This is a genomic window from Geodermatophilus sp. URMC 64 (assembly GCF_053502555.1).
Map to the genome: position 1 here is coordinate 3,147,967 of NZ_CP199955.1, position 19,949 is coordinate 3,167,915.

Genomic DNA, 19,949 nt, shown 5'->3' on the forward strand with positions numbered 1-19,949 from the left:
TCGGTCAGAAGGGGGCCGAAGTGGCCACATTGGCCCTTCACGAGCGGCGCCCGTCGAGGCTGGCGTGGACCTCCTGCAGGCTGCGCACGCCCAGGCCCCCGGCCCGCAGCGACTCCACGCCCTGCACCGCGGCGGCCAGGCCCTGCACGGTGGTGATGCACGGGATGCCGGCGGACACCGCGGCGGTGCGGATCTCGTAGCCGTCCAGCCGGGGCCCGCTGTTGCCCGGCGCGCCGAACGGGGTGTTCATGACCAGGTCGACGTCGCCGGCGAGGATCCGCTCGACGATGTTGCCTGGCCCCTCGCTGTACTTGCCGACCACCTCGCAGGCCACGCCGTTGCGGCGCAGCACCTGGGCGGTCCCGGAGGTGGCCAGCACGGTGAACCCGAGGTCGGCCAGCCGCTTGACCGGGAAGATCGCCGAGCGCTTGTCGCGGTTGGCCAGCGAGACGAACACCGTCCCCTCGGTCGGCAGCGACCCGTAGGCGGCGGCCTGCGACTTGGCGAACGCCGTCCCGAAGCCGGCGTCGAGGCCCATGACCTCGCCGGTGGACTTCATCTCCGGGCCGAGCACGGTGTCGACGTTGTGCCCCTCGACGGTGCGGAACCGGTGGAAGGGCAGCACCGCCTCCTTGACCGCGATCGGCATGTCCTCGGGCAGGTCGGCGCCGTCGCCGGTGGCGGGCAGGACGCCGGCCGCGCGCAGGTGGGCGATCGACTCGCCGAGGGCGATGCGGGCCGCGGCCTTGGCCAGCTGCACCGCGGTCGCCTTGGACACGAACGGCACGGTCCGCGACGCACGCGGGTTTGCCTCGAGGACGTAGAGGATGTCGTCCTTGAGCGCGTACTGGACGTTCATCAGCCCGCGGACGCCGATCCGCGCGGCCAGCTTCTCCGACGCCGCCCGGATGCGGATCAGGTCGGCCTGCCCCAGCGTGATCGGCGGCAGCGCGCACGCCGAGTCGCCGGAGTGGATGCCGGCCTCCTCGATGTGCTCCATGACCCCGCCGAGGTAGAGTTCGGTGCCGTCGTAGAGGACGTCGACGTCGATCTCGACGGCGTCCTCCAGGAATCGGTCGACCAGCACCGGGTGCTCCGGGCTGACGTCGGTGGCCTTGGCGATGTAGGCCTCGAGCGTGGCGTCCTCGTAGACGATCTCCATGCCGCGGCCGCCGAGCACGTAGGACGGCCGGACCAGCACCGGGTAGCCGATCTCGGCGGCGATCTCGCGCGCCTCGGCGAAGGTGGTCGCCGTCCCGTGCTTGGGGGCCGGCAGGCCCGTGTCGTGCAGCACGCGGGAGAACGAGCCGCGGTCCTCGGCGGCGTCGATCGCCTCGGGCGCGGTGCCGAGCACGGGCACCCCGGCGTCCTTGAGCCGCTGCGCCAGGCCCAGCGGCGTCTGCCCGCCGAGGGTGCAGATGACCCCGGCGACCGGGCCGGCGGCGCGCTCGGCCTCGACCACCTCGAGGACGTCCTCGAAGGTCAGCGGCTCGAAGTACAGCCGGTCGGCGGTGTCGTAGTCGGTGGAGACGGTCTCCGGGTTGCAGTTGACCATCACCGCCTCGTAGCCGGCGTCCTGCAGGGCCAGGACCGCGTGCACGCAGGAGTAGTCGAACTCGATTCCCTGCCCGATCCGGTTCGGCCCCGAGCCGAGGATCAGCACCGCCGGCTTCTCCCGCGGCTCCACCTCGGTCTCCTCGTCGTACGAGGAGTAGTGGTACGGGGTGCGGGCGGCGAACTCGGCGGCGCAGGTGTCGACGGTCTTGTAGACCGGCCGGACGCCGAGCCGCCAGCGCAGCCGCCGGACGCCGTCCTCCCCCGCCAGCTCCGGGCGCAGCGCCGCGATCTGCCGGTCGGACAGACCGTGCCGCTTGGCCCTTCTCAGCAGCTGCGCGGTGAGCGCGGGCGCGTCGCGGATCTCCTCGCCCACCTCGTTCACCAGCGCGATCTGGTCGACGAACCACGCGTCGTAGCCGGACGCCTGCGCCACCTGCTCGACGGTCGCCCCCGCGGCCAGCGCCCGCTGGGCGAGGTACAGCCGGCCGTCGACCGGAGTGCGTAGCGCCTCGAGCAGCTCCTCCGCGCTCGACCCGTCCTCGCCGCCGGTCCAGAACCCGGCCACCGATGTCTCGGTGGACCGCATCGCCTTGCCCAGCGCCTCGGGGAAGTTGCGGCCCAGCGCCATGACCTCGCCGACGCTCTTCATCGTCGTGGTCAGCCGGGGGTCGGCGCCGGGGAACTTCTCGAACGCGAAGCGCGGGATCTTCACGACCACGTAGTCCAGCGCCGGCTCGAAGGAGGCCGGGGTGACGCCGGTGATGTCGTTGGGGATCTCGTCGAGCGTGTAGCCGATCGCCAGCTTCGCGGCGATCTTGGCGATCGGGAAGCCGGTGGCCTTCGACGCCAGCGCGCTCGACCGCGAGACGCGGGGGTTCATCTCGATGACGACCAGCCGGCCGGTCTCCGGGTGGACGGCGAACTGGATGTTGCACCCGCCGGTGTCGACGCCGACCGCCCGCAGGACGGCGATGCCCACGTCGCGCATCTGCTGGTACTCGCGGTCGGTGAGGGTCATCGCCGGGGCGACGGTCACCGAGTCGCCGGTGTGCACGCCCATCGCGTCGATGTTCTCGATCGAGCAGATGACGACCACGTTGTCGCTGCGGTCGCGCATGAGCTCGAGCTCGAACTCCTTCCAGCCGAGCACCGACTCCTCGATGAGCACGGTGTGCACCGGGGAGTCGGCCAGCCCGTGGCCGGCCATGCGCCGCAGCATCGGTTCGTCGGTGGCGATGCCCGACCCGAGGCCGCCCATGGTGAAGCTCGGCCGGATGACGACCGGGTAGCCGACCTCGGCGGCAGTGGCCAGCGCCTCCTCGACCGACGCGCAGACCTGGGAGCGGGGCGCGTCGGCGCCGACCGACCGGACGATGTCCTTGAACATCTGCCGGTCCTCGCCGCGGTTGATGGCGTCGACGTCGGCCCCGATGAGGTGCACGCCGTACTTCTCCAGCACGCCGTTCTCGTACAGGCCGATCGCGATGTTCAGCGCCGTCTGCCCCCCGAGGGTGGCCAGCAGCGCGTCGGGGCGCTCCTTGGCGATGACCCGCTCGACGAACTCCGGGGTGAGCGGCTCGACGTAGGTGGCGTCGGCGACCTCGGGGTCGGTCATGATCGTCGCCGGGTTGCTGTTGACCAGGCTGACCCGCAGCCCCTCGCTCTTGAGCACCCGGCAGGCCTGGGTGCCGGAGTAGTCGAACTCGCTGGCCTGACCGATGACGATCGGCCCGGAGCCGATCACGAGGACGTGGTGGATGTCGTCCCGTCTGGGCATTACGCGCTCTTCTCCCCCGTCGTGTGCTCGACGACCGGGGGTGGGCTCACCGCGTCGCCGTCCTTCCTGGCGTCGGCCATCAGGTCGACGAACCGCTGGAACAGCGGCGCCGCGTCGTGCGGACCGGCCGCCGACTCGGGGTGGAACTGCACGCTGAACGCCGGGGCGTCGAGCAGCCGCAGCCCCTCGACGACGTCGTCGTTGAGGCCCACGTGGCTGACCTCGACCCGCCCGTAGGGGGTGTCGGTCGGCCGGTCGAGCGGCGCGTCGACGGCGAAGCCGTGGTTGTGGCTGGTGACCCGCACGGTGCCGCTGACCCGGTCGAGCACCGGCTGGTTGAGGCCGCGGTGGCCGAAGCGCAGCTTGTAGGTGCCCAGGCCCAGCGCGCGGCCGAGGATCTGGTTGCCGAAGCAGATGCCGAACAGCGGGCGGCGGGCGTCGAGCACGCCCTTGACCGCGTCGACCGCCCAGTCGGCGGCGGCCGGGTCGCCGGGGCCGTTGGAGAGGAAGACGCCGTCCGGGCCGGCCTCGAGCAGCTCCTCGGCGGTGGCCGTCGCCGGCAGCACGTGGGTCTCGACGCCGAGCTCGGCGAGGTGCCGCGGGGTGGCCGTCTTGATGCCGAGGTCGAGCGCGGCGATCGTGTACCGCTTCTCCCCCACCGCCGGGACGACGTAGCGCTCGCCGGTGCTCACCGTCGGCGCCAGGTCGGCGCCGACCATGCTCTCGGACGCCTGCACGCGGGCCAGCAGCTCCTCGGCGCCCACCTCGCTGGAGATGCCGGCGCGCATCGCCCCCCGCTCGCGCAGGTGCCGGGTCAGCGCCCGGGTGTCGATGCCGGAGATGCCGACGACGCCCTGCCCGGCCAGCTCGTCGTCGAGCGAGCCGGTGGCCCGCCAGTTGGCCGGGCGCCGGGCCGGGTCGCGGACGACGAAGCCGGCCACCCAGATGCGGCGGCTCTCGTCGTCCTCGTCGTTGACGCCGGTGTTGCCGATGTGCGGCGCGGTCATGACCACGATCTGGCGCGCGTAGCTGGGGTCGGTCAGCGTCTCCTGGTAGCCGGTCATCCCGGTGGCGAACACCGCCTCGCCGACCGTCGTCCCGACCGCGCCGTAGGCCTCGCCCCGGAACGCGCGCCCGTCCTCGAGGACGAGTACTGCTTCGGTCACCTGACCGCCTTTCCGTCGAGCACGGTCGCCGTCCCCCGCAGGAACGTGGCGACCACCCGGCCGGGCAGCTCCCGGCCGGCGTAGGGGCTGTTGCGGCTGCGGCTGGCCAGCGCGGCCGGGTCCACCGGGGCCCGGTGCGCGGGGTCGAGCAGCAGCAGGTTGGCCGGCTCGCCGGGGCTCAGCGGGCGGCCGTGCCCGACCAGCCGGCCGATCGCGGCCGGGCGCACCGACATGCAGTCGGCGACGCCGCGCCAGTCGAGCAGCCCGGTCTCGACCATGGTCGCGACGACGACCGAGAGCGCCTGCTCCAGCCCGAGCATGCCCGGCCGGGCCAGCGCCCACTCGCACTCCTTGTCCTCCACTGCGTGGGGGGCGTGGTCGGTGGCGACGGCGTCGATGGTGCCGTCGGCCAGCCCGGCCCGGAGCGCCTCGACGTCCTCGTCGGTGCGCAGCGGCGGGTTGACCTTGAACACCGGGTCGTACGCCCCCGACACGCCACTGCCCTCGACGCACTCGTCGGTGAGCAGCAGGTGGTGGGGGGTGACCTCGGCGGTCACCTGGACGCCGCGCGACTTGGCCCAGCGCAGGATCTCCACCGAGCCGGCCGTGGAGACGTGGCAGACGTGCAGCCGGGCGCCGACGTGGCCGGCGAGCAGCACGTCGCGGGCGATGATCGACTCCTCCGCGGCGGCCGGCCAGCCGCCCAGGCCGAGCCGCGCGGAGCGGTCGCCCTCGTTCATCTGCGCGCCGAGGGTGAGCCGCGGCTCCTCGGCGTGCTGGGCGACGACGCCGTCCAGGGCCTTGACGTACTCCAGCGCGCGGCGCATGAGCGCGGGGTCGGCGACGCACCTGCCGTCGTCGGAGAACACCCGCACCCGGGCGGCGGAGTCGGCCATCGCGCCGAGCTCGGCCAGCCGCTCGCCGGCGAGGCCCACGGTGACCGCGCCGACGGGGACGACGTCGACCAGCCCGGCCTCCTGGCCCAGCCGCCACACCTGCTCGACGACGCCGGCGGTGTCGGCGACCGGGTCGGTGTTGGCCATGGCGTGCACTGCGGTGAACCCGCCGAGCGCGGCGGCGCGGCTGCCGGTCTCGACCGTCTCGGTGTCCTCGCGGCCGGGCTCGCGCAGGTGGGTGTGCAGGTCGACCAGGCCGGGCAGCGCGATCAACCCGTCGGCGTCGACCACCTCGGCCGACGGGACGGAGAGGTGCTCGCCGATCGAGGCGATCTTCCCGTCCTTGAGCAGGACGTCGGCGGGGTCCTCGCCGTAGAGGCGGGCCCCCTTGATGAGGATCGTCACTGAGGAGCCCCTCCGAGCAGCAGGTACAGGACGGCCATGCGGACGCTGACGCCGTTGCCGACCTGCTCGACGATCGTCGAGCGCACCGAGTCGGCGACCTCGGCGGCGATCTCCATGCCGCGGTTCATCGGGCCGGGGTGCATGACGATCGCGTCGTCGGCCAGCGCGGCCATCCGGACGGCGTCGAGGCCGTAGCGGCGGCTGTACTCGCGGGCGCTGGGGAAGAACGAGGCGTTCATCCGCTCGGCCTGGACCCGCAGCATCATCACGACGTCGGCCTTGGGCAGGACGGCGTCCAGGTCGTAGCTGACCGTCACCGGCCAGCTGCCGACGCCCACCGGCAGCAGGGTGGGCGGTGCGACCAGCGTGACCTCGGCGCCGAGGGTGTGGAGCAGCCAGACGTTGGAGCGGGCCACCCGGCTGTGCAGCACGTCGCCGACGATCGCCACCCGGACGCCGTCGAGCCGGCCGAGGCGCTGCCGGATCGTGTAGGCGTCGAGCAGCGCCTGCGTCGGGTGCTCGTGCGTGCCGTCGCCGGCGTTGACCACGCTGCCGCGGACCCAGTGCGCCAGCCGGTGCGGGGCGCCGCTCGCGCTGTGCCGCACGACGATCGCGTCGCTGCCCATCGCCTCCAGGGTCAGCGCGGTGTCCTTGAGGCTCTCGCCCTTGCTCACGCTCGAGCCCTTGGCCGAGAAGTTGATGACGTCGGCCGAGAGCCGCTTGGCCGCCAGCTCGAAGGAGATGCGGGTGCGGGTGGAGTCCTCGTAGAAGAGGTTGACCACCGTCCGCCCGCGCAGCGTCGGCAGCTTCTTGACCTCGCGGCCGGCCAGCGCCGAGTCGATCTGCGCGGCGGTGTCGAGGACGAGGGTGGCGTCGGCGCGGTCCAGGTCGCCGGCCTCCAGCAGGTGCCGCTTCACTTGCCCTCCCCCTCCGTCAGCAGGACCTCGTCGGTGCCGTCGATCTCGGCAAGGCGCACCCGGACCTGCTGGGTCCGGGACGTGGGCACGTTCTTGCCCACGTAGTCGGCGCGGATGGGCAGCTCGCGGTGCCCGCGGTCGACCAGGACGGCCAGCTGCACCGCCCGCGGCCGCCCCAGGTCGCGCAGCGCGTCCAGCGCCGCGCGCACCGAGCGCCCGGAGTAGAGGACGTCGTCGACGAGGACGACGAGCCGCCCGTCGATCCCGGCGTCGGGCAGCACCGTCGGCTCCAGCGCGCGGACGCCCCGCATCCGCAGGTCGTCGCGGTAGAGGGTGATGTCGACGGTGCCGACGTCGATCGCCGTGCCGGAGAAGGCCTCGACGCGGGCGGCGAGCCGGCGGGCGAGCGGGGCCCCGCGGGTGGGGATGCCGATCAAGACGAGGCCGGCGAGTTCGTCGCCGGCCTTCTCGATCAGCTGGTGGGCCATCCGGTCGACCACGCGGGCGACGTCGGTGGCGGAGAGCAGCGCTCCCGGCGCTGCGGGGCTGCGGGCTTCCGAATTGCTCGGCGCAGCAGGGGACGAGCCGGCCATCAGGCCTCCTTCCCCGCCTCACGGGACGGGTCGTTAAAGGAGTGGGTGGACCGGTTGCCACCGTACTGCACCGCACCGACAGTCCCCCGATCGGGGCTTGACCCTGACGCAGCGTCAACCCTCGACCATCCCGGCATGACTCGTTCGCACGCGATCACGACCGAGGGGCTGCGCAAGTCGTACGGCGACGTCGTCGTCCTCGACGGCATCGACCTCGCCGTCCCCACCGGCACCGTGTTCGCCCTGCTCGGACCCAACGGAGCGGGCAAGACCACGGTGGTCCAGATCCTCTCCACCCTGATCCCGGCCGACGGCGGCACCGCCTTCGTCGCCGGGCACGACGTCGCGACCGACCCGGACGCCGTCCGGCGGTCGATCGGCGTCACCGGCCAGTTCTCCGCGGTCGACGACCTGCTCACCGGCGCGGAGAACCTCCGTCTCATGGCCGACCTGCAGCACCTCGGCGCGGCGGCCGGCGGGCGCCGGGTGGCGCAGCTGCTCGAGCGTTTCGACCTCACCGACGCCGCCGGCCGGCGCGCGGCCACGTACTCCGGCGGGATGCGCCGCCGGCTCGACCTGGCGATGACGCTGCTCGGCGAGCCGCGGCTGATCTTCCTCGACGAGCCGACCACCGGCCTCGACCCGCGCAGTCGCCGGGAGCTGTGGCAGGTCGTGCGCGAGCTGGTCGCCGACGGCGTCACGGTGCTCCTGACCACCCAGTACCTGGAGGAGGCCGACGAGCTCGCCGACCACGTCGTCCTGCTCGACGCCGGCCGGATCGTCGCCGAGGGGACGTCCGCGCAGCTGAAGGCCCGGCTGCCGGGCGGCTCGGTCCAGGTCCGCTTCCGCGACGTCCCCGGCCTGACCGCCGCGGCCGGTGCGCTGCCGGGCGCCGTCCGGGACGACGACGCGCTGACCCTCACCGTGCCCAGCGACGGCACCGCCCGTGCGCTGCGCCGGGTGCTCGGCGCGCTCCCGGACGACGAGGCCGTCGACGACGTCGCCCTGCACACCCCCGACCTGGACGACGTCTTCCTCGCATTCACGGGCCGTCCCGCGGAGAAGGAGACCGTGTCATGACCGCTCCGACGCTGACCGCCCGCGACGCGGTGACCATGCTGCGCCGCGACCTCGTCCACATGCGGCGCTACGCGTCGCTGACCGTGCTGGTCGTCGGCCAGCCGATCGTGTTCCTGCTGCTGTTCGTCTACGTCTTCGGCGGCACGATGGGTGCCGGGCTGACCGGCGGTGGACGTCAGGAGTACCTGGCGTACATCACGCCGGCGATCCTGATGCTCACCGTGGCCAGCGTCGCGGCCGCGACCGCCATCTCGGTGGCCGGTGACAAGACCGGCGGCCTCATCGCCCGCATCCGGACGATGGCGGTCAGCCGCACGGCGCTGCTGACCGGGTACGTGCTCGGCGCCCTGCTCCGCACGGCCCTGGCGCTGGTCGCGGTCCTGGCCGTGGCGCTGCTGCTGGGCCTGCGCAGCCCCGCGGGGCCGGGCGGCCGGCTGGCGGCGGCGGGCCTGCTGCTGCTCGTCGCGCTGGCGCTCACCTGGTTCACGGTCGCCCTCGGGCTGGCCAGCCCCACCGTCGAGGCGGCCAGCAACACCCCGATGTTCCTGGTGTTCCTGCCGTTCCTGGGCAGCGGTTTCGTGCCGGTGGAGTCGATGCCCGCCGGCCTGCGGCAGTTCGCCGAGTACCAGCCGTTCACGCCGATGATGGACACGCTCCGCGCCCTGCTGGCGGGCGCGCCGGTCGACGGCGGCGACGCCTGGGCCGCGGTCGCCTGGTGCGCGGCGATCACCGCGGCATGCTTTGGCTGGGCGCTGCGGCTGTTCGACCGCCCGCGCGCGCCGCACCCCTGAGGAGGTCGCCGTGCTGACGATCAAGCAGCTCGCCGACTACGTCGGCGTCACCGTGCGGGCGGTCCGGCACTACCACGCCCGCGGGCTGCTGGCCGAGCCGGAACGGGACGCCTCCGGCTACCGGCGCTACGGCGCCCAGGCGGTGGCCGACCTCACCCGGATCAGGACGCTGGCCGAGGCCGGCGTCCCGCTGTCCCGGGTGCAGACCCTGCTGCGCGCGACCCCCGAGGAGTTCGCGCGGGCGATCGCGGAGATCGACGCCGGCCTGCGGGCCGAGATCGACCGCCTGCAGCGCTCCCGCGAACGGGTGGCCCGGCTGGCGGCGGGCGACCACCTCGTGCTCCCGGACCAGGTGGTCGCCCAGCTCGACCTGCTGCGGGAGATGGGCGTGAGCGAGCGCGGCATCGCGATGGAGCGTGAGGGCTGGGTCGTCATCTGCGCCCGAGCGGGCGGCCGAGTGGGCGTCCCTCAAGCAGCAGCAGCTGCAGGACCCGCAGTTCCGCGAGCTGTACCTGGCCTTCGGCCGGGCCTTCGACCTCGACCCGGACGATCCCCGGCTCGAGGCCCTGGCCGACGAGGTCGCCGCGTTCCTCGCCCGGGTGGAGGCGGAGCTGGGCGGCAGCGACGAGGACGACGTCTCCGAGCACCTGGTCGAGCTGCTCGACGCGTGGATCGTGCCCACCTCCCCGGCGTGGACACGGCTGAAGACGCTCGTCGAGCAGCGGGGCTGGACAGGGTGGACCCAGATCGAGCGGGTCGGCGGGACGGCGGGTTGAGGACGGGGCTGTCCGTTCCCGGGCGCGGGAAGGTACCCCGCAGGTGGGACATGGTGACAGGGTGTGTCTGCTGTTGCGTGCTTGCAGTGACCAGTACGCTCAGTGACCGATGACCGCCCCTCCCGACGACGGACAGTGAGCAGGACTGCCAATGAGCACCGACTACTCGCGGGCCCTCGGGGCCCGGCTGCGCGCCATCCGCAATCAGCAGGGCCTCTCCCTGCAGGGGGTGGAGGACAAGTCGCATGGGCGCTGGAAGGCCGTGGTCGTCGGCTCCTACGAGCGAGGTGACCGCGCCGTGACGGTGCAGCGGCTCTCCGAGCTGGCCGTGTTCTACGGCGTACCGGTCTCGGAGCTGCTGCCCGACCCGCGGCCGAGCTCCGCCGTCACCGCGACCACCAAGATCGTGCTGAACCTCGAGTCGCTGGGCTCGCTGCCCGCCGACGAGGCCGGCCCGCTCGCCCGCTACGCCTCGACGATCCAGGCGCAGCGGCACGACTACAACGGCAAGGTCCTCTCCATCCGCGCGGAGGACCTCAAGTCGCTGGCGATCATCTACGACATGAGCCCCGACGAGCTGACCTCGCGACTGATCGAGTGGGGCGTCCTCTCCCCCGGCATGGAGGGCATCGCCGGCAGCGGGGACGACGAGGACGACGACGACCTCGACCCGCACTGGGAGCGCCGCCGCACCCCCCGCTGACCTCTTCCCCGTGCCGCGCACCGCCGGCGACGGTGCTCAGCCGGTCAGCCGTGTGACGTCCCCGGGTCGGTGCGACCGGGCGGGGGTGACGACGTGGAGGGCGTCGGCGAGGTGGGCACGCCCGGCGATCCCCAGCTTGGCGTAGACGTGGGCCAGGTGAGCCTCGACCGTCCGAACGGACACCACCAGCCGTTGCGCGATCGACTGGTTGCTGAGTCCCCGGGCGGCCAGCCGGGCCACCTGGTCCTCCCGCGAGGTGAGGACCGACGGTGACAACACGTCGAGCGTCGGCGCGTCGGCGAGCCCCCCGGCACGGGCGAGCTTGAGCGCCCGTGCCGCCGCCCCGGCGGCCGCCCGCCGGTCCCCGGCCCGGTCGTGCGCCGCAGCGGCCTCGGCGGCGGTGTCCGCGGCGGCGAGGATCTCCCCGATCTCCTCGAATGCCGCGCTCACCCGGCCCAGCCCTTCACCGGAGCCGGCCGCCACCGCCTCCGCATGCGCCGCGAAGTGGGCCAGGAGCGGAGCGTCGAGGCGTTCGGCCAGCCGGCGCAGCCGCTCCGCGACGCCGGTCGCGCCCAGGCGCAGCGCGTCGTGCAGCAGCACGCCCTCGACGGCGGCCTGTCCCTGCGCAGCGGCGAGCGCCGCCGCATCCAGTGCCGTGGCGCGGGCTTCAGCGGCACGACCTTCCGCGGCGGCGACGCGGGCCTCGGCCAGGCGGCACGTGGGTTCGAGCACCGGGAGGCCTGCCGTGGCGGCGCCGGCCAGGACCTCGCGGGCGCCGGCGGAGTCGCCGGTCAGCGTCCGGGCCATGGCCAGCAGCGCCGCGGCCCACGGCCGCAGGCCGAGGGGATCCCGCCGCTCCAGGCCGGCGGACGACTCCTCGAGCCATCGGATCGCGCTCCACACCCGGCCACCGGCCAGGGCCGCGAGGCCCCGGTGCAGGGAGGCGACGTCGTCGCCAGCCGACTCGGGGGTGGCCAGATTCAGGCGGTGCAGCTCGCCGGCGCGCTCCTTCAGCTCGTGCAGGCGGCCGCCGAGGTGGAGGGCGGTGAGCTCGGCGTGCGCCAGCAGGATCCGGACGAGGGCCGGTGCCGCGGCACCGTGGACGGCCCGCAGCGACGCCCAGCCGGTCTCCGCCGTGGCGAGGGCCTGACCTGTCTGGCCCGTGACGGCGAGTCCCGCTGCGACGGCCGCGGCGGCCAGGGGCCGGGCAGCGCCGTCGCAGCGCGCGGAGTCCAGGAGGGACGTGCCCTCGCGCACCGCGGTGAGCGGTTCCCCGGAGAGGAAGCTCAGGACGGCGCCGGCGGCGAGCAGGACGGACCGGGCCGGCGCGGTCCGCACGGCCTCGACGGCGTCGGCGAGCACCGCCCTGGCCTCCGAGCGCCGCCCCAGAGCACAGAAGAGAGCCAGTGCCCGCGACAGCGCCAGGGCCGCACGGTCGTCGTCCCCCGCCGACGGCAGGCTCGTCGCGGCGAGCTGCTCGCTGTCGTGCGGACGGCCCTGCCACAGGACCGACTCCACCAGGACCGAGGCCGCCTCGGCCCCCGCACCTGCCTCGATGGCCGCGCGCGCCAGCCGGTCGGCCAGCGGGTAGTCGAGGGAGGCCGACGCGCCGCGTGCGGCCTCGACGAGCAGCGCGGTGTCCCGCGGGGACACGCCGCTGTCCACCAGCACGCTGCAGCGCCGCAGGCGCTCCTCGCGGCTCGCGTGCTCGAGCAGGTCCTCGGCGAGCCGGCGCCGGATGATCCGGAGCGACGCCTCCGGCGTCCGCTGGCGGATCACGGCGGCGTACAGGGGCTGAGCCGTCCGCACCTCGCTGACGCCGTCCCGGAAGTCGACGGTCAGGACGCCCCGCCGTTCGAGCGAGGTGACGGCCTCGGCACTGCTCAGCTCGGCGACCCGGTGCAGATCGAGCGGTTCGGCGGCTGCGAGGACCTCCAGCGCCCGCCACTCGCCGTCGGTGAGGCCGCCGAGGTGCGCCAGCACGATCTCGGACAGGCGATCGGACGGCTCGATCGCGTCGTCCCATCGCCAGAGCTGCCCCCAGGAACGGAGCTGCCCGGTGCGCAGCCCGTGCTCCACGAGCTCCCGCAGGTAGAGCGGGCTGCCGTGGCTGAGCTGCCACAACCGCTCGCCGGTGCGGGTGCCCAGGTGCCCGTCGAGCACCTCACCAGCGAGTCCGTCGATGTCCGTGCGCGCAAGCGGCCGCAGCTCCAGCCGGCTGGCGAGGCCGTCCTTCCACAGCGCGGTGGCCGGATCCGCGACGTACCGCTGGGTGCGCACCGTCAGCACGAGCGTCACCGCACCCGAGACGGCGAGGTGGTGCAGCAGGGTGACCGACAGCGGGTCGAGGACGTGGACGTCGTCCACTCCCAGCACCGGGGCCGGGCCGTCTCCCTCCCCGGCGAGCGCCGCGGCAGCCCGCTGCAGCATGACCAGCTGGTCGGACGCGCCGTCCAGGGCCGGGAGCAGATGGGCCACGGCTCCGAGCGGTACGCGCCCCGCGGCCTCGGTCGCCACCGCCCAGCGCGTGAGCCGGCCGCGCTCCTCCGCGAGGCGGAGGGCCTCCCGCGCGATGCGTGAGCGTCCGACCCCGGCCGGCCCACTGATGACCAGATTGACGCTCGGGGACGTGTCCAGAGCCCGCTGGATCGCAGCGCACTCCCGTCCCCGGCCGATCAGCGGCCAGGAATCGGGGTGCATCGGTCCCACCGGGGGCGGATCCGTCGGCGTACCGCACGACCGCGCGCCCCGGCGTCTCCCGCTGGCACGCCACGGGTGCAGGGGTCCTGCGACATGACCGCTCCCCCCGGGCAACACCATGGACACGCTCCAGGGGCTGGAACACTAGGTCAGGGGCTCGACGAGCGGCGACACGGAGGGCCGGTGCGGGTCGCTCCGGAACCCGAGCCAGGTACGTGTCGGCGCGCCGGGCTCAGCACGTCACCGTACCGTCACTGTCCGGGCCTGGGCGCCGGGGCCGCCGTCCAGTCGATCGTGATCCCGGTCCGCCCGGACGACACGTCCACCGGTGCGAGCGGGGGTTGCCAGGCGCGGAGCTCCCCCGTCAGCAGGGCCGCCGCATCGGGGTCCGAGGGCACCGCCCGGCCGTCCCACCGGGTCACCACGACGCGGTGCCGCGGGAGGGCGGGATCCTCGCCCGCGGCCGGCGGCAGGTCGGAGACCGTCACCTGGTGCTGCCGGACCAGCTCGCCGAGGACGACCAGCACCCGGCTGTCCACGCGACCGTCCCGCAGGAGGGCCCGGACCTCGGCGGGCGCGGCGAGCCGCGGCGCGTCGACCAGCAGGCTCCCGACGGACTGCCGTTCCGCGACTCCGGCGCGGGCGTCCGCCTGCTCGGCCGCCGCAGCCCGCGCCTCGGCCGCCGCCATCCGGCGGTCGGCGTCACTGGGCGGAGCCGGCACGACGGCGAGGGTGGTGTCTCCCGAGCCGAACGTGGCGAGCGCACCGGCGGATGCCTCCTGGCCCGTGCGGACCAGCAGGTCGACGTCGTCGGACCGGCCGCCGTCGCGCACCAGCCGGTCCGCCGGCACGCCGTCGCGGACGAGGTCCCCCCACAGGCCGGCCGGGACGGCCAGCGCGCCGGCCGGCGCGCTCGGTCCGGTGAGCCAGGCGGCCAGCGCGGCGTGTGGCAGGCCCGGTGCGCGGAGCGGGAGGAACAGCGCGCCGGCGACGGTCAGCAGGACCGCGCACGAGGCCACGCACCCCTTGAGCCAGGGACGAACCGGCGCATCGCCGGACGTGCGCCCGGTCGCCGTGCACAGCAGCGCGGCCGCCAGGGCGGCGGCCACGAGCGCCGCCGGGAGGGCGCCGGCGGCACCGTTCCAGGGTTGGACCGCGAGGGCGACGGCGGTGGCGGTCGCGACCGCCGGCGCCCGGAGCCGGGGCACCGCCAGAGCGCCGGCCACGACGACGGCGGCGAGGAGCAGGAGCATGGTCCGCTCGGGTCCGGTCAGCGGCATGCCGGAAGGCCCGCCGGCCACGACCGTGCCGAGTCCGCAGGCCGGCAGGGCCAGTGCCACCGCCGCCCAACGCCCCGCTTCCCCCTTGCCGCCGGAAGGGGCGGCGTGCCGCGGGCCCTCGTGGACGCCCGCGCGCCGGTTCCGCTCGAACCTCCCCGCCCCCAGGAGGACGCCGACACCGGCGGCCAACGGCAGCGCCACCAGGGGCGCGGTCGCGACTCCCGCCGCGATCGCCCCGAGCCCGACCAGCACCCCGGTACGCCCCCGGACCAGCGTGACCACCACGGCGCCGACCGCGACCCAGGCCGCACCCAGCGTCCCGGGTCCCAGGGTCGCCAGCGTCGTGACCGCCGGCCCCATCGCCAGGACGGCGACCAGCGGCAGGGCCGCGCCGGCCGCGGTCAGCCGCCGAGCGGCGACGAGCGCGACGAGGCAGGCCACGAGCAGGGCTGCAGCCACGACGACGATCTCCCGGCCCCCCGCGAGCACCGAGGCGTGACGCTCGAAGGCCCCGGTGAGCTGGGCGTACAGCGTCACCTGCGTCCGAGCCAGCAGGTCCCCCCCGCCGACCGGAGGGCCGGGCAGGCCCCGCGCCGCGGCGAGGGCGCTCTCCGCCAGCCGCACCTCACCCGTCGTCCCCGGGTGGGACAGCGTCACCGAGGCCACCCGGGCGACCAGCAGCACCCCGGTGCCCACGAGCAGGCTCAGGGTCACCCCGCGGCGTACCGCTGACCACGTCCCCGCGGGGATCCGGCGGAGCGCGGTCCGCCCGGCCAGGTGCCCCGCCAGCAGCCGCGTCGTCGACCAGCAGACCAGGGCACCGCCGACCCACGGCAGCACGAGGAAGGCCAGTTCCGTGGCGCCGACCGTGGTGGTGAGCAGGTCCCCGGCGCGGGCGGCGGCGTCGAGGGTCTGCAGGTAATGCTGGAGAGCGGCCCAGGCGGCGGGGAGGAGGCGGGGGAGGGCGAGGAGGACCACCACCACCCAGAAGAGCAGGCTCGGCACGACCGCGGCCACCCACAGGACGAGGACGCGCCGGGCGCGCTTCTTGAGCGCGAGGACCTTGGGGTGGGTCGGCCGTCCGGGCAGCAGGCCCAGCAGCACCGGCCGCATGTAGGCGAACAGGTCGGGGACGCCCACCAGGTCGGCGAGGATGTAGTAGCCGTCGAGCCGGATGGACGGCAGGAACTGCCACGCGGTCTCCACGTGCATGCCGATCAGCGCGAGGAGCAGCCAGGTCTCCCCGGTGCGCAGGTACAGCAGCCCGACGACGGCCATGAAGACGGCGTCGAAGTAGACGCCGCCGAGATCGGTCCGCAGCCGCCCGACGCGGTCAAGGCGGTAGCTGTCGGTGACCGTGCTGTAGAAGGCCGGCCACACGATGTAGATGCCGACGCCGACGTCGCCCGGGCGGGCGCCGCCGTACCGGCAGGCGGTGATGTGGCCGCACTCGTGGAACGCGGCCGCCACCATCGTGAGCGCGAGGATCGTGAGCACCAGGCCGGGTCGCCGGCCCACGTCGCCGACGCCGGCGAGGACGGCGCCGAGGAGGTCGCCCTCCAGCAGGATCCACGCATCGACGGCGAGGAAGGCGGCGACGAGCACCGGCCACACCGAGCGGGCGAACAGCAGCCGGAACACGCCGGCGAGCCGCCACGCCACCGAGGCCGGGACGACGCCGAGGCGGTACCGCATCCCCAGGAGCGGGTCGGAGTGGGCGTGCACCGGCGCCGGCCCGTCGTCGGCAGCACCGTCGTCCACGTCGTCCGAGGCGATCACCTCGAAGGGGCGGAGCCGCTCGTCCACGAGGAAGGAGATCTGCTCGGCGGTCAGCTCCCGGCCGAACTCGGCGCTCAGCTCCGCCGCGATCTCCGCAGGAGGACGCCCGTCCAGGGAGGCCGCCACCCGGTACAGCAGCCGGGGCAGCTGCATGACCTGACCGTCCGGGCGCCGGACGAGGAACTGGGGGTCGGTGAAGGCGCCGTCCTTGTACTCGCCGAGCAGCTCGGTCCCCGGGGCCAGCCGCGGGCCCAGGCAGGACGCCGCGACCCCGTGGGTCTCGACGGCTCGCTCCAGGACGTCAGTCACCACCTTCGCGCTCCTCTCCGGGCACTCGTCGGGGCCGGCGGCCACGCAGCGGTGGGGCGGCCGGGAACTCCGGCCGCCCCACCCGGGACGCGGCGCGTGCGCGCTACGACCGGCGTGGAACCATCGGTCAGCGGCTCTGGTCGATGATGACCGTGTTGAAGTCGCCCTTGATGATGACGACAGCGACGTTGACGGCAACGTTGTTGCCGCCACGGCCGCGACCCCGCTTCAGCGTGGTGCGGGGCGGCAGGAGCTCGACGTGCTGGTCCGCGAACAAGGTGTCCATGGTGTCCTCCTGTGTTGGATGTCGAGGGACTCGTCCAGGAAGGGGACGACGGCGATGGTCGCCGGACCTCCCCGTTCCCCCGGGCTGCGCCTAGACCGGCCGGATGCCGGACCACGGCTGCGGCCAGCATCAGCGGCCGTTCGGGACGCGGGCATCCGGGTGGCCCACCTATCTCGTTCCCTGCAAAACGCTGCACTCCCGGTCTGGGCACTGATGTGACGTGCCGAACTCGCGCAGCTCGACTGCGGGACCACCGAGGCTGCCGGTGCCCGGTTCCCCCCGGAATGGGGACTGGGAACGCCACCGTCCGGATGCCAGGAAAAGGCGGCACCGGCAGTGCGGATCGCCGGAATGCCGGGGGATGCGCCGGGGGCGGACGCAGCCCGGTCGGACCCCTGAACCGGGGGGGCGTACGTAGGGCTTTGGTCCTCAGTGGTCACGCGGCCGCGGAGGAGGGGTTCGCGCGGCGCCGCACGCTGGACGAAGGTCGTACGACCGGCCGGCGAGGACCGGGTTGCGATGGCTGCGACCCGACGGCGGGCGGCCGTGCGCGGGCCCCCGCCGCCGACGGCGGTGCGGTGTGCCTGTTCGACCGGCCCGTCCCGGACGCGCTCCCCGACGTCATCGCCGACGTCGGCGCGCTGGTCGAGACGCCGCTGTTCTACCCCGGCTTCTCCGGCCGGCTCAACCTGCGGCTGCTGGCCGAGGCGTCGGGGGTGTCCCGGGCCCGCGTCGAGGAGGTCCTGGAGCTGGTCGATCTCACCGACCGCGCCGACGACCGCTTCAAGGGCTACTCCCTCGCCGAGCAACGGGCTGGACCCGGCCGGCATCCGCGACGTGCGCGAGCTGATCCGCCGGCTGGGCGGCGACGGGCGGACGACCGTGCTGCTCTCCTCCCACCTGCTCACCGAGATCCAGCAGGTGTGCGACTCGGTCACGATCCTCGCCCGCGGGCGGCGGGTCGCGCACGGGCTCGTGGCCGAGGTGCTGGCCGGCCGCGCCTCCGGCGACGTCCGCGTCCGCGTGGCCGACCTGCCGGCCGCCGCGGCCGTCCTCACCGGGGCCGGCTTGGCCGTGTCGCCCGCCCCCGACGCCCTGCTCGTGCACGGGGTGACGACGCCGTCCGAGATCACCCGCCTGCTGGCCGACGCCGGTCACTACCTGGAGGAGCTGACCCCGCTGTCCGCCGACCTCGAGACCGCCTTCCTCGCGATCAGCGGGGACCAGGCGTGAGCGCCCCGGCCGGCATCACGTCCGACACCGCGCCGCCGGCCGGGCGCTCCGGCGGCCTGCTGCGCGCCGAGGCCCACCGCTTCCGCGCCCGGCTGTTCATCCAGGGCCTCCTGGCGCTCTCCGTCCTCGGCTGGCTGATCGCCGTCGCCGTCGGGCTCAGCTCGTACGGCCACCCCGGCGAGGCCGAGCTGGACGCCGCCCGGCAGCAGCAGCAGGAGGCCGTGCTCGCCGCCAACGAGGGCCGCGAGCAGTGCCTCGCCGATCCGGCCCTCCCGGACGACGTCCCCCGCGAGCAGCTCTGCGGCCCGCCGGTCACTGCCGCCGACATCCCGCTCGAGCAGTTCATCGCCGACCCGCCGTTCTCGTTCGCGGAGAACGGGCAGGGCGGCGCGCTGGGCTTCGCCGCCGCGTCCGCCGTCCTGGCGTTCCTGCTGGGCGCCACCTGGATCGGCGCCGAGTGGTCGACCCGCTCGATCGTGGCGCTGCTGTTCTGGGAGCCGCGGCGGTACAAGGTCATGGCGACCAAGATCGGCGTGCTCGTGGGCGCCGCGGCGGTGTTCGGCGTCCTCACCCAGGCGGCCTGGCTGGCGATGGCCGGCATCCTCGACGCGTTCGCCGGGGACGACGCCGCGCTGCCGGCGGGCTTCTGGGGCGAGCTGCTCGCCACGCAGGCCCGCGGCGTCGTACTGGCCGTGCTCGCGGCGCTGGCCGGGTTCGCGATCGCCAACCTGGTGCGCAACACCGGCGCGGCCCTCGGCGCGGGCTTCGTCTACTTCGCCGTCGTGGAGTCCGCGATCCGCGGGCTGCGGCCCACCTGGGAGCCGTGGCTGCTCACCAACAACGCGGTGGGGCTGCTCCTCCCCGGCGGGCTCCGGCTGTTCATCGACACGGGGCAGCTGGACGAGAACGGCTTCGCCACGGGGATCGAGTACGTGATCGGCAACCTGCAGGGCGGCGTCGTCCTCGCGGTCGTGACCGCCGTGCTGGTGAGCGCCGGCGTCGTCCTGTTCGCCCGTCGCGACCTGCACTGACCGCGGCGGGGACGAGGAAGGGCCCGTCCCGGTCGGGGTGTGTCCGGGAGGGGCCCTTCCGGTCAGGTGCCCCGGGATGGCAAAGGGCTCCTCCCGGCGGGGGTCCGGGAGGAGCCCTTCGGTCAGCGACCCGGGACGGGGGCGGGGGGTCCGCCGTCCCGGTGGCGACGACGAGTCACCTTGGCGGGCCGCCGGGCTCACCGGCCATTGGCCGATGGTCGTACGACTTTGAACTTGTCGTCACCGGCGCCCGGCGGCGCTGCTAGACCTCGGCCTCGGCGATCGCCCCGAGGACGCCGTTGACGAACGCCGGCGAGTCGTCGGTGGACAGCGTCTTGGCCAGCTCCACGGCCTCATCGATGACGACCGGGTCGGGCACGTCGTCGGCCCAGAGCAGCTCGAACACCGCCATCCGCAGGATCGCGCGGTCGACGTCGGGCAGCCGCTCCAGCGACCAGCCGGACGCGTGCTCGTCGATCAGCCGGTCGATGTCCGGGGCGTGCCCGGCGACGCCCTCGACCAGCCGGACGGTGTAGTCGTTCACCGGCGGCTGGCCGGCGGCGACCTCCTCGGCGAGCTGCTCGCGGCGGTCACGACCGCGCAGATCGGCCGCGTAGAGGACGTCGACGGCGCGCTTGCGCGCCTTGGACCGTGCCGCCATGCCGGCCTT

The 19,949-nt window shown here is 74.5% G+C and carries 15 protein-coding genes and 1 pseudogene; 7 read left to right on the forward strand and 9 right to left on the reverse strand.

What is annotated here, in order from left to right:
• Positions 1–37: 37 nt before the first annotated feature.
• The 5 genes from carB to pyrR are packed head-to-tail and all read right to left on the reverse strand — an operon-like array spanning position 38 to position 7,311.
• Positions 38–3,334: a carbamoyl-phosphate synthase large subunit gene (gene carB, locus ACWIYF_RS15320; RefSeq protein WP_448623686.1), complete on the reverse strand. Its 3,297-nt coding sequence runs from the start codon at positions 3,332–3,334 to the stop codon at positions 38–40.
• Positions 3,334–4,500 carry a glutamine-hydrolyzing carbamoyl-phosphate synthase small subunit gene (gene carA / locus ACWIYF_RS15325; RefSeq protein ID WP_448623687.1) on the reverse strand — a complete coding sequence of 389 codons (1,167 nt, stop codon included), beginning with the start codon at positions 4,498–4,500 and terminating at the stop codon, positions 3,334–3,336. The genes carB and carA overlap by 1 nt, the downstream gene beginning before the upstream one ends.
• Complete coding sequence (locus ACWIYF_RS15330) at positions 4,497–5,801, reverse strand: dihydroorotase (RefSeq protein WP_448623688.1); 1,305 nt, start codon at positions 5,799–5,801, stop codon at positions 4,497–4,499. Before ACWIYF_RS15330 ends, carA begins: the two co-directional genes overlap by 4 nt.
• The gene (locus ACWIYF_RS15335; RefSeq protein WP_448623689.1) at positions 5,798–6,718 is read right to left on the reverse strand and encodes an aspartate carbamoyltransferase catalytic subunit; all 921 of its coding nucleotides are present in this window, start codon (positions 6,716–6,718) and stop codon (positions 5,798–5,800) included. Before ACWIYF_RS15335 ends, ACWIYF_RS15330 begins: the two co-directional genes overlap by 4 nt.
• On the reverse strand, positions 6,715–7,311 hold the full coding sequence (gene pyrR, locus ACWIYF_RS15340) for a bifunctional pyr operon transcriptional regulator/uracil phosphoribosyltransferase PyrR (protein ID WP_448623690.1): 597 nt from the start codon (positions 7,309–7,311) through the stop codon (positions 6,715–6,717). The genes ACWIYF_RS15335 and pyrR overlap by 4 nt, the downstream gene beginning before the upstream one ends.
• Positions 7,312–7,446: 135 nt before the next feature.
• Here pyrR and ACWIYF_RS15345 point away from each other — a divergent pair, with 135 nt between their 5' ends.
• The 5 genes and pseudogenes from ACWIYF_RS15345 to bldD all read left to right on the forward strand — a co-directional run bounded on the left by ACWIYF_RS15345 (position 7,447) and on the right by bldD (position 10,661).
• The gene (locus tag ACWIYF_RS15345) at positions 7,447–8,391 is read left to right on the forward strand and encodes an ATP-binding cassette domain-containing protein (RefSeq protein WP_448623691.1); all 945 of its coding nucleotides are present in this window, start codon (positions 7,447–7,449) and stop codon (positions 8,389–8,391) included.
• Entirely contained in the window at positions 8,388–9,182 is a 795-nt protein-coding gene (locus tag ACWIYF_RS15350; protein ID WP_448623692.1) for an ABC transporter permease, read from the forward strand. Before ACWIYF_RS15345 ends, ACWIYF_RS15350 begins: the two co-directional genes overlap by 4 nt.
• A 10-nt stretch (positions 9,183–9,192) precedes the next feature.
• Positions 9,193–9,390: pseudogene (locus ACWIYF_RS15355) on the forward strand (MerR family transcriptional regulator); the annotation flags it as partial.
• A 208-nt stretch (positions 9,391–9,598) separates the two neighbouring features.
• Complete coding sequence (locus tag ACWIYF_RS15360) at positions 9,599–9,958, forward strand: hypothetical protein (RefSeq protein WP_448628804.1); 360 nt, start codon at positions 9,599–9,601, stop codon at positions 9,956–9,958.
• Positions 9,959–10,109: 151 nt separating this feature from the next.
• A complete protein-coding gene (bldD, locus tag ACWIYF_RS15365; protein WP_448623693.1) occupies positions 10,110–10,661 on the forward strand; it encodes a transcriptional regulator BldD in 552 nt (183 codons plus the stop codon).
• 36 nt (positions 10,662–10,697) lie between these two features.
• Here the strand turns inward: bldD and ACWIYF_RS15370 are convergent, their stop codons facing one another.
• The 3 genes from ACWIYF_RS15370 to ACWIYF_RS15380 form a co-directional block, all read right to left on the reverse strand.
• Positions 10,698–13,481: a LuxR C-terminal-related transcriptional regulator gene (locus ACWIYF_RS15370; protein ID WP_448623694.1), complete on the reverse strand. Its 2,784-nt coding sequence runs from the start codon at positions 13,479–13,481 to the stop codon at positions 10,698–10,700.
• Positions 13,482–13,612: 131 nt separating this feature from the next.
• Entirely contained in the window at positions 13,613–16,732 is a 3,120-nt protein-coding gene (locus ACWIYF_RS15375; protein ID WP_448623695.1) for a hypothetical protein, read from the reverse strand.
• A 124-nt stretch (positions 16,733–16,856) separates the two neighbouring features.
• Positions 16,857–17,015 (reverse strand): hypothetical protein, encoded by a 159-nt coding sequence (locus tag ACWIYF_RS15380; protein WP_448623696.1) that lies wholly within the window; start codon positions 17,013–17,015, stop codon positions 16,857–16,859.
• An 837-nt stretch (positions 17,016–17,852) separates the two neighbouring features.
• Between ACWIYF_RS15380 and ACWIYF_RS15385 the strand changes: the two genes are divergently transcribed.
• Together ACWIYF_RS15385 and ACWIYF_RS15390 are read left to right on the forward strand one after the other, a co-directional pair.
• On the forward strand, positions 17,853–18,248 hold the full coding sequence (locus ACWIYF_RS15385) for a hypothetical protein (protein ID WP_448623697.1): 396 nt from the start codon (positions 17,853–17,855) through the stop codon (positions 18,246–18,248).
• The gene (locus ACWIYF_RS15390; protein WP_448623698.1) at positions 18,245–19,279 is read left to right on the forward strand and encodes a hypothetical protein; all 1,035 of its coding nucleotides are present in this window, start codon (positions 18,245–18,247) and stop codon (positions 19,277–19,279) included. Before ACWIYF_RS15385 ends, ACWIYF_RS15390 begins: the two co-directional genes overlap by 4 nt.
• A 262-nt stretch (positions 19,280–19,541) precedes the next feature.
• Here the strand turns inward: ACWIYF_RS15390 and nusB are convergent, their stop codons facing one another.
• Complete coding sequence (gene nusB / locus ACWIYF_RS15395; protein WP_448623699.1) at positions 19,542–19,940, reverse strand: transcription antitermination factor NusB; 399 nt, start codon at positions 19,938–19,940, stop codon at positions 19,542–19,544.
• Positions 19,941–19,949 lie beyond the last annotated feature (9 nt).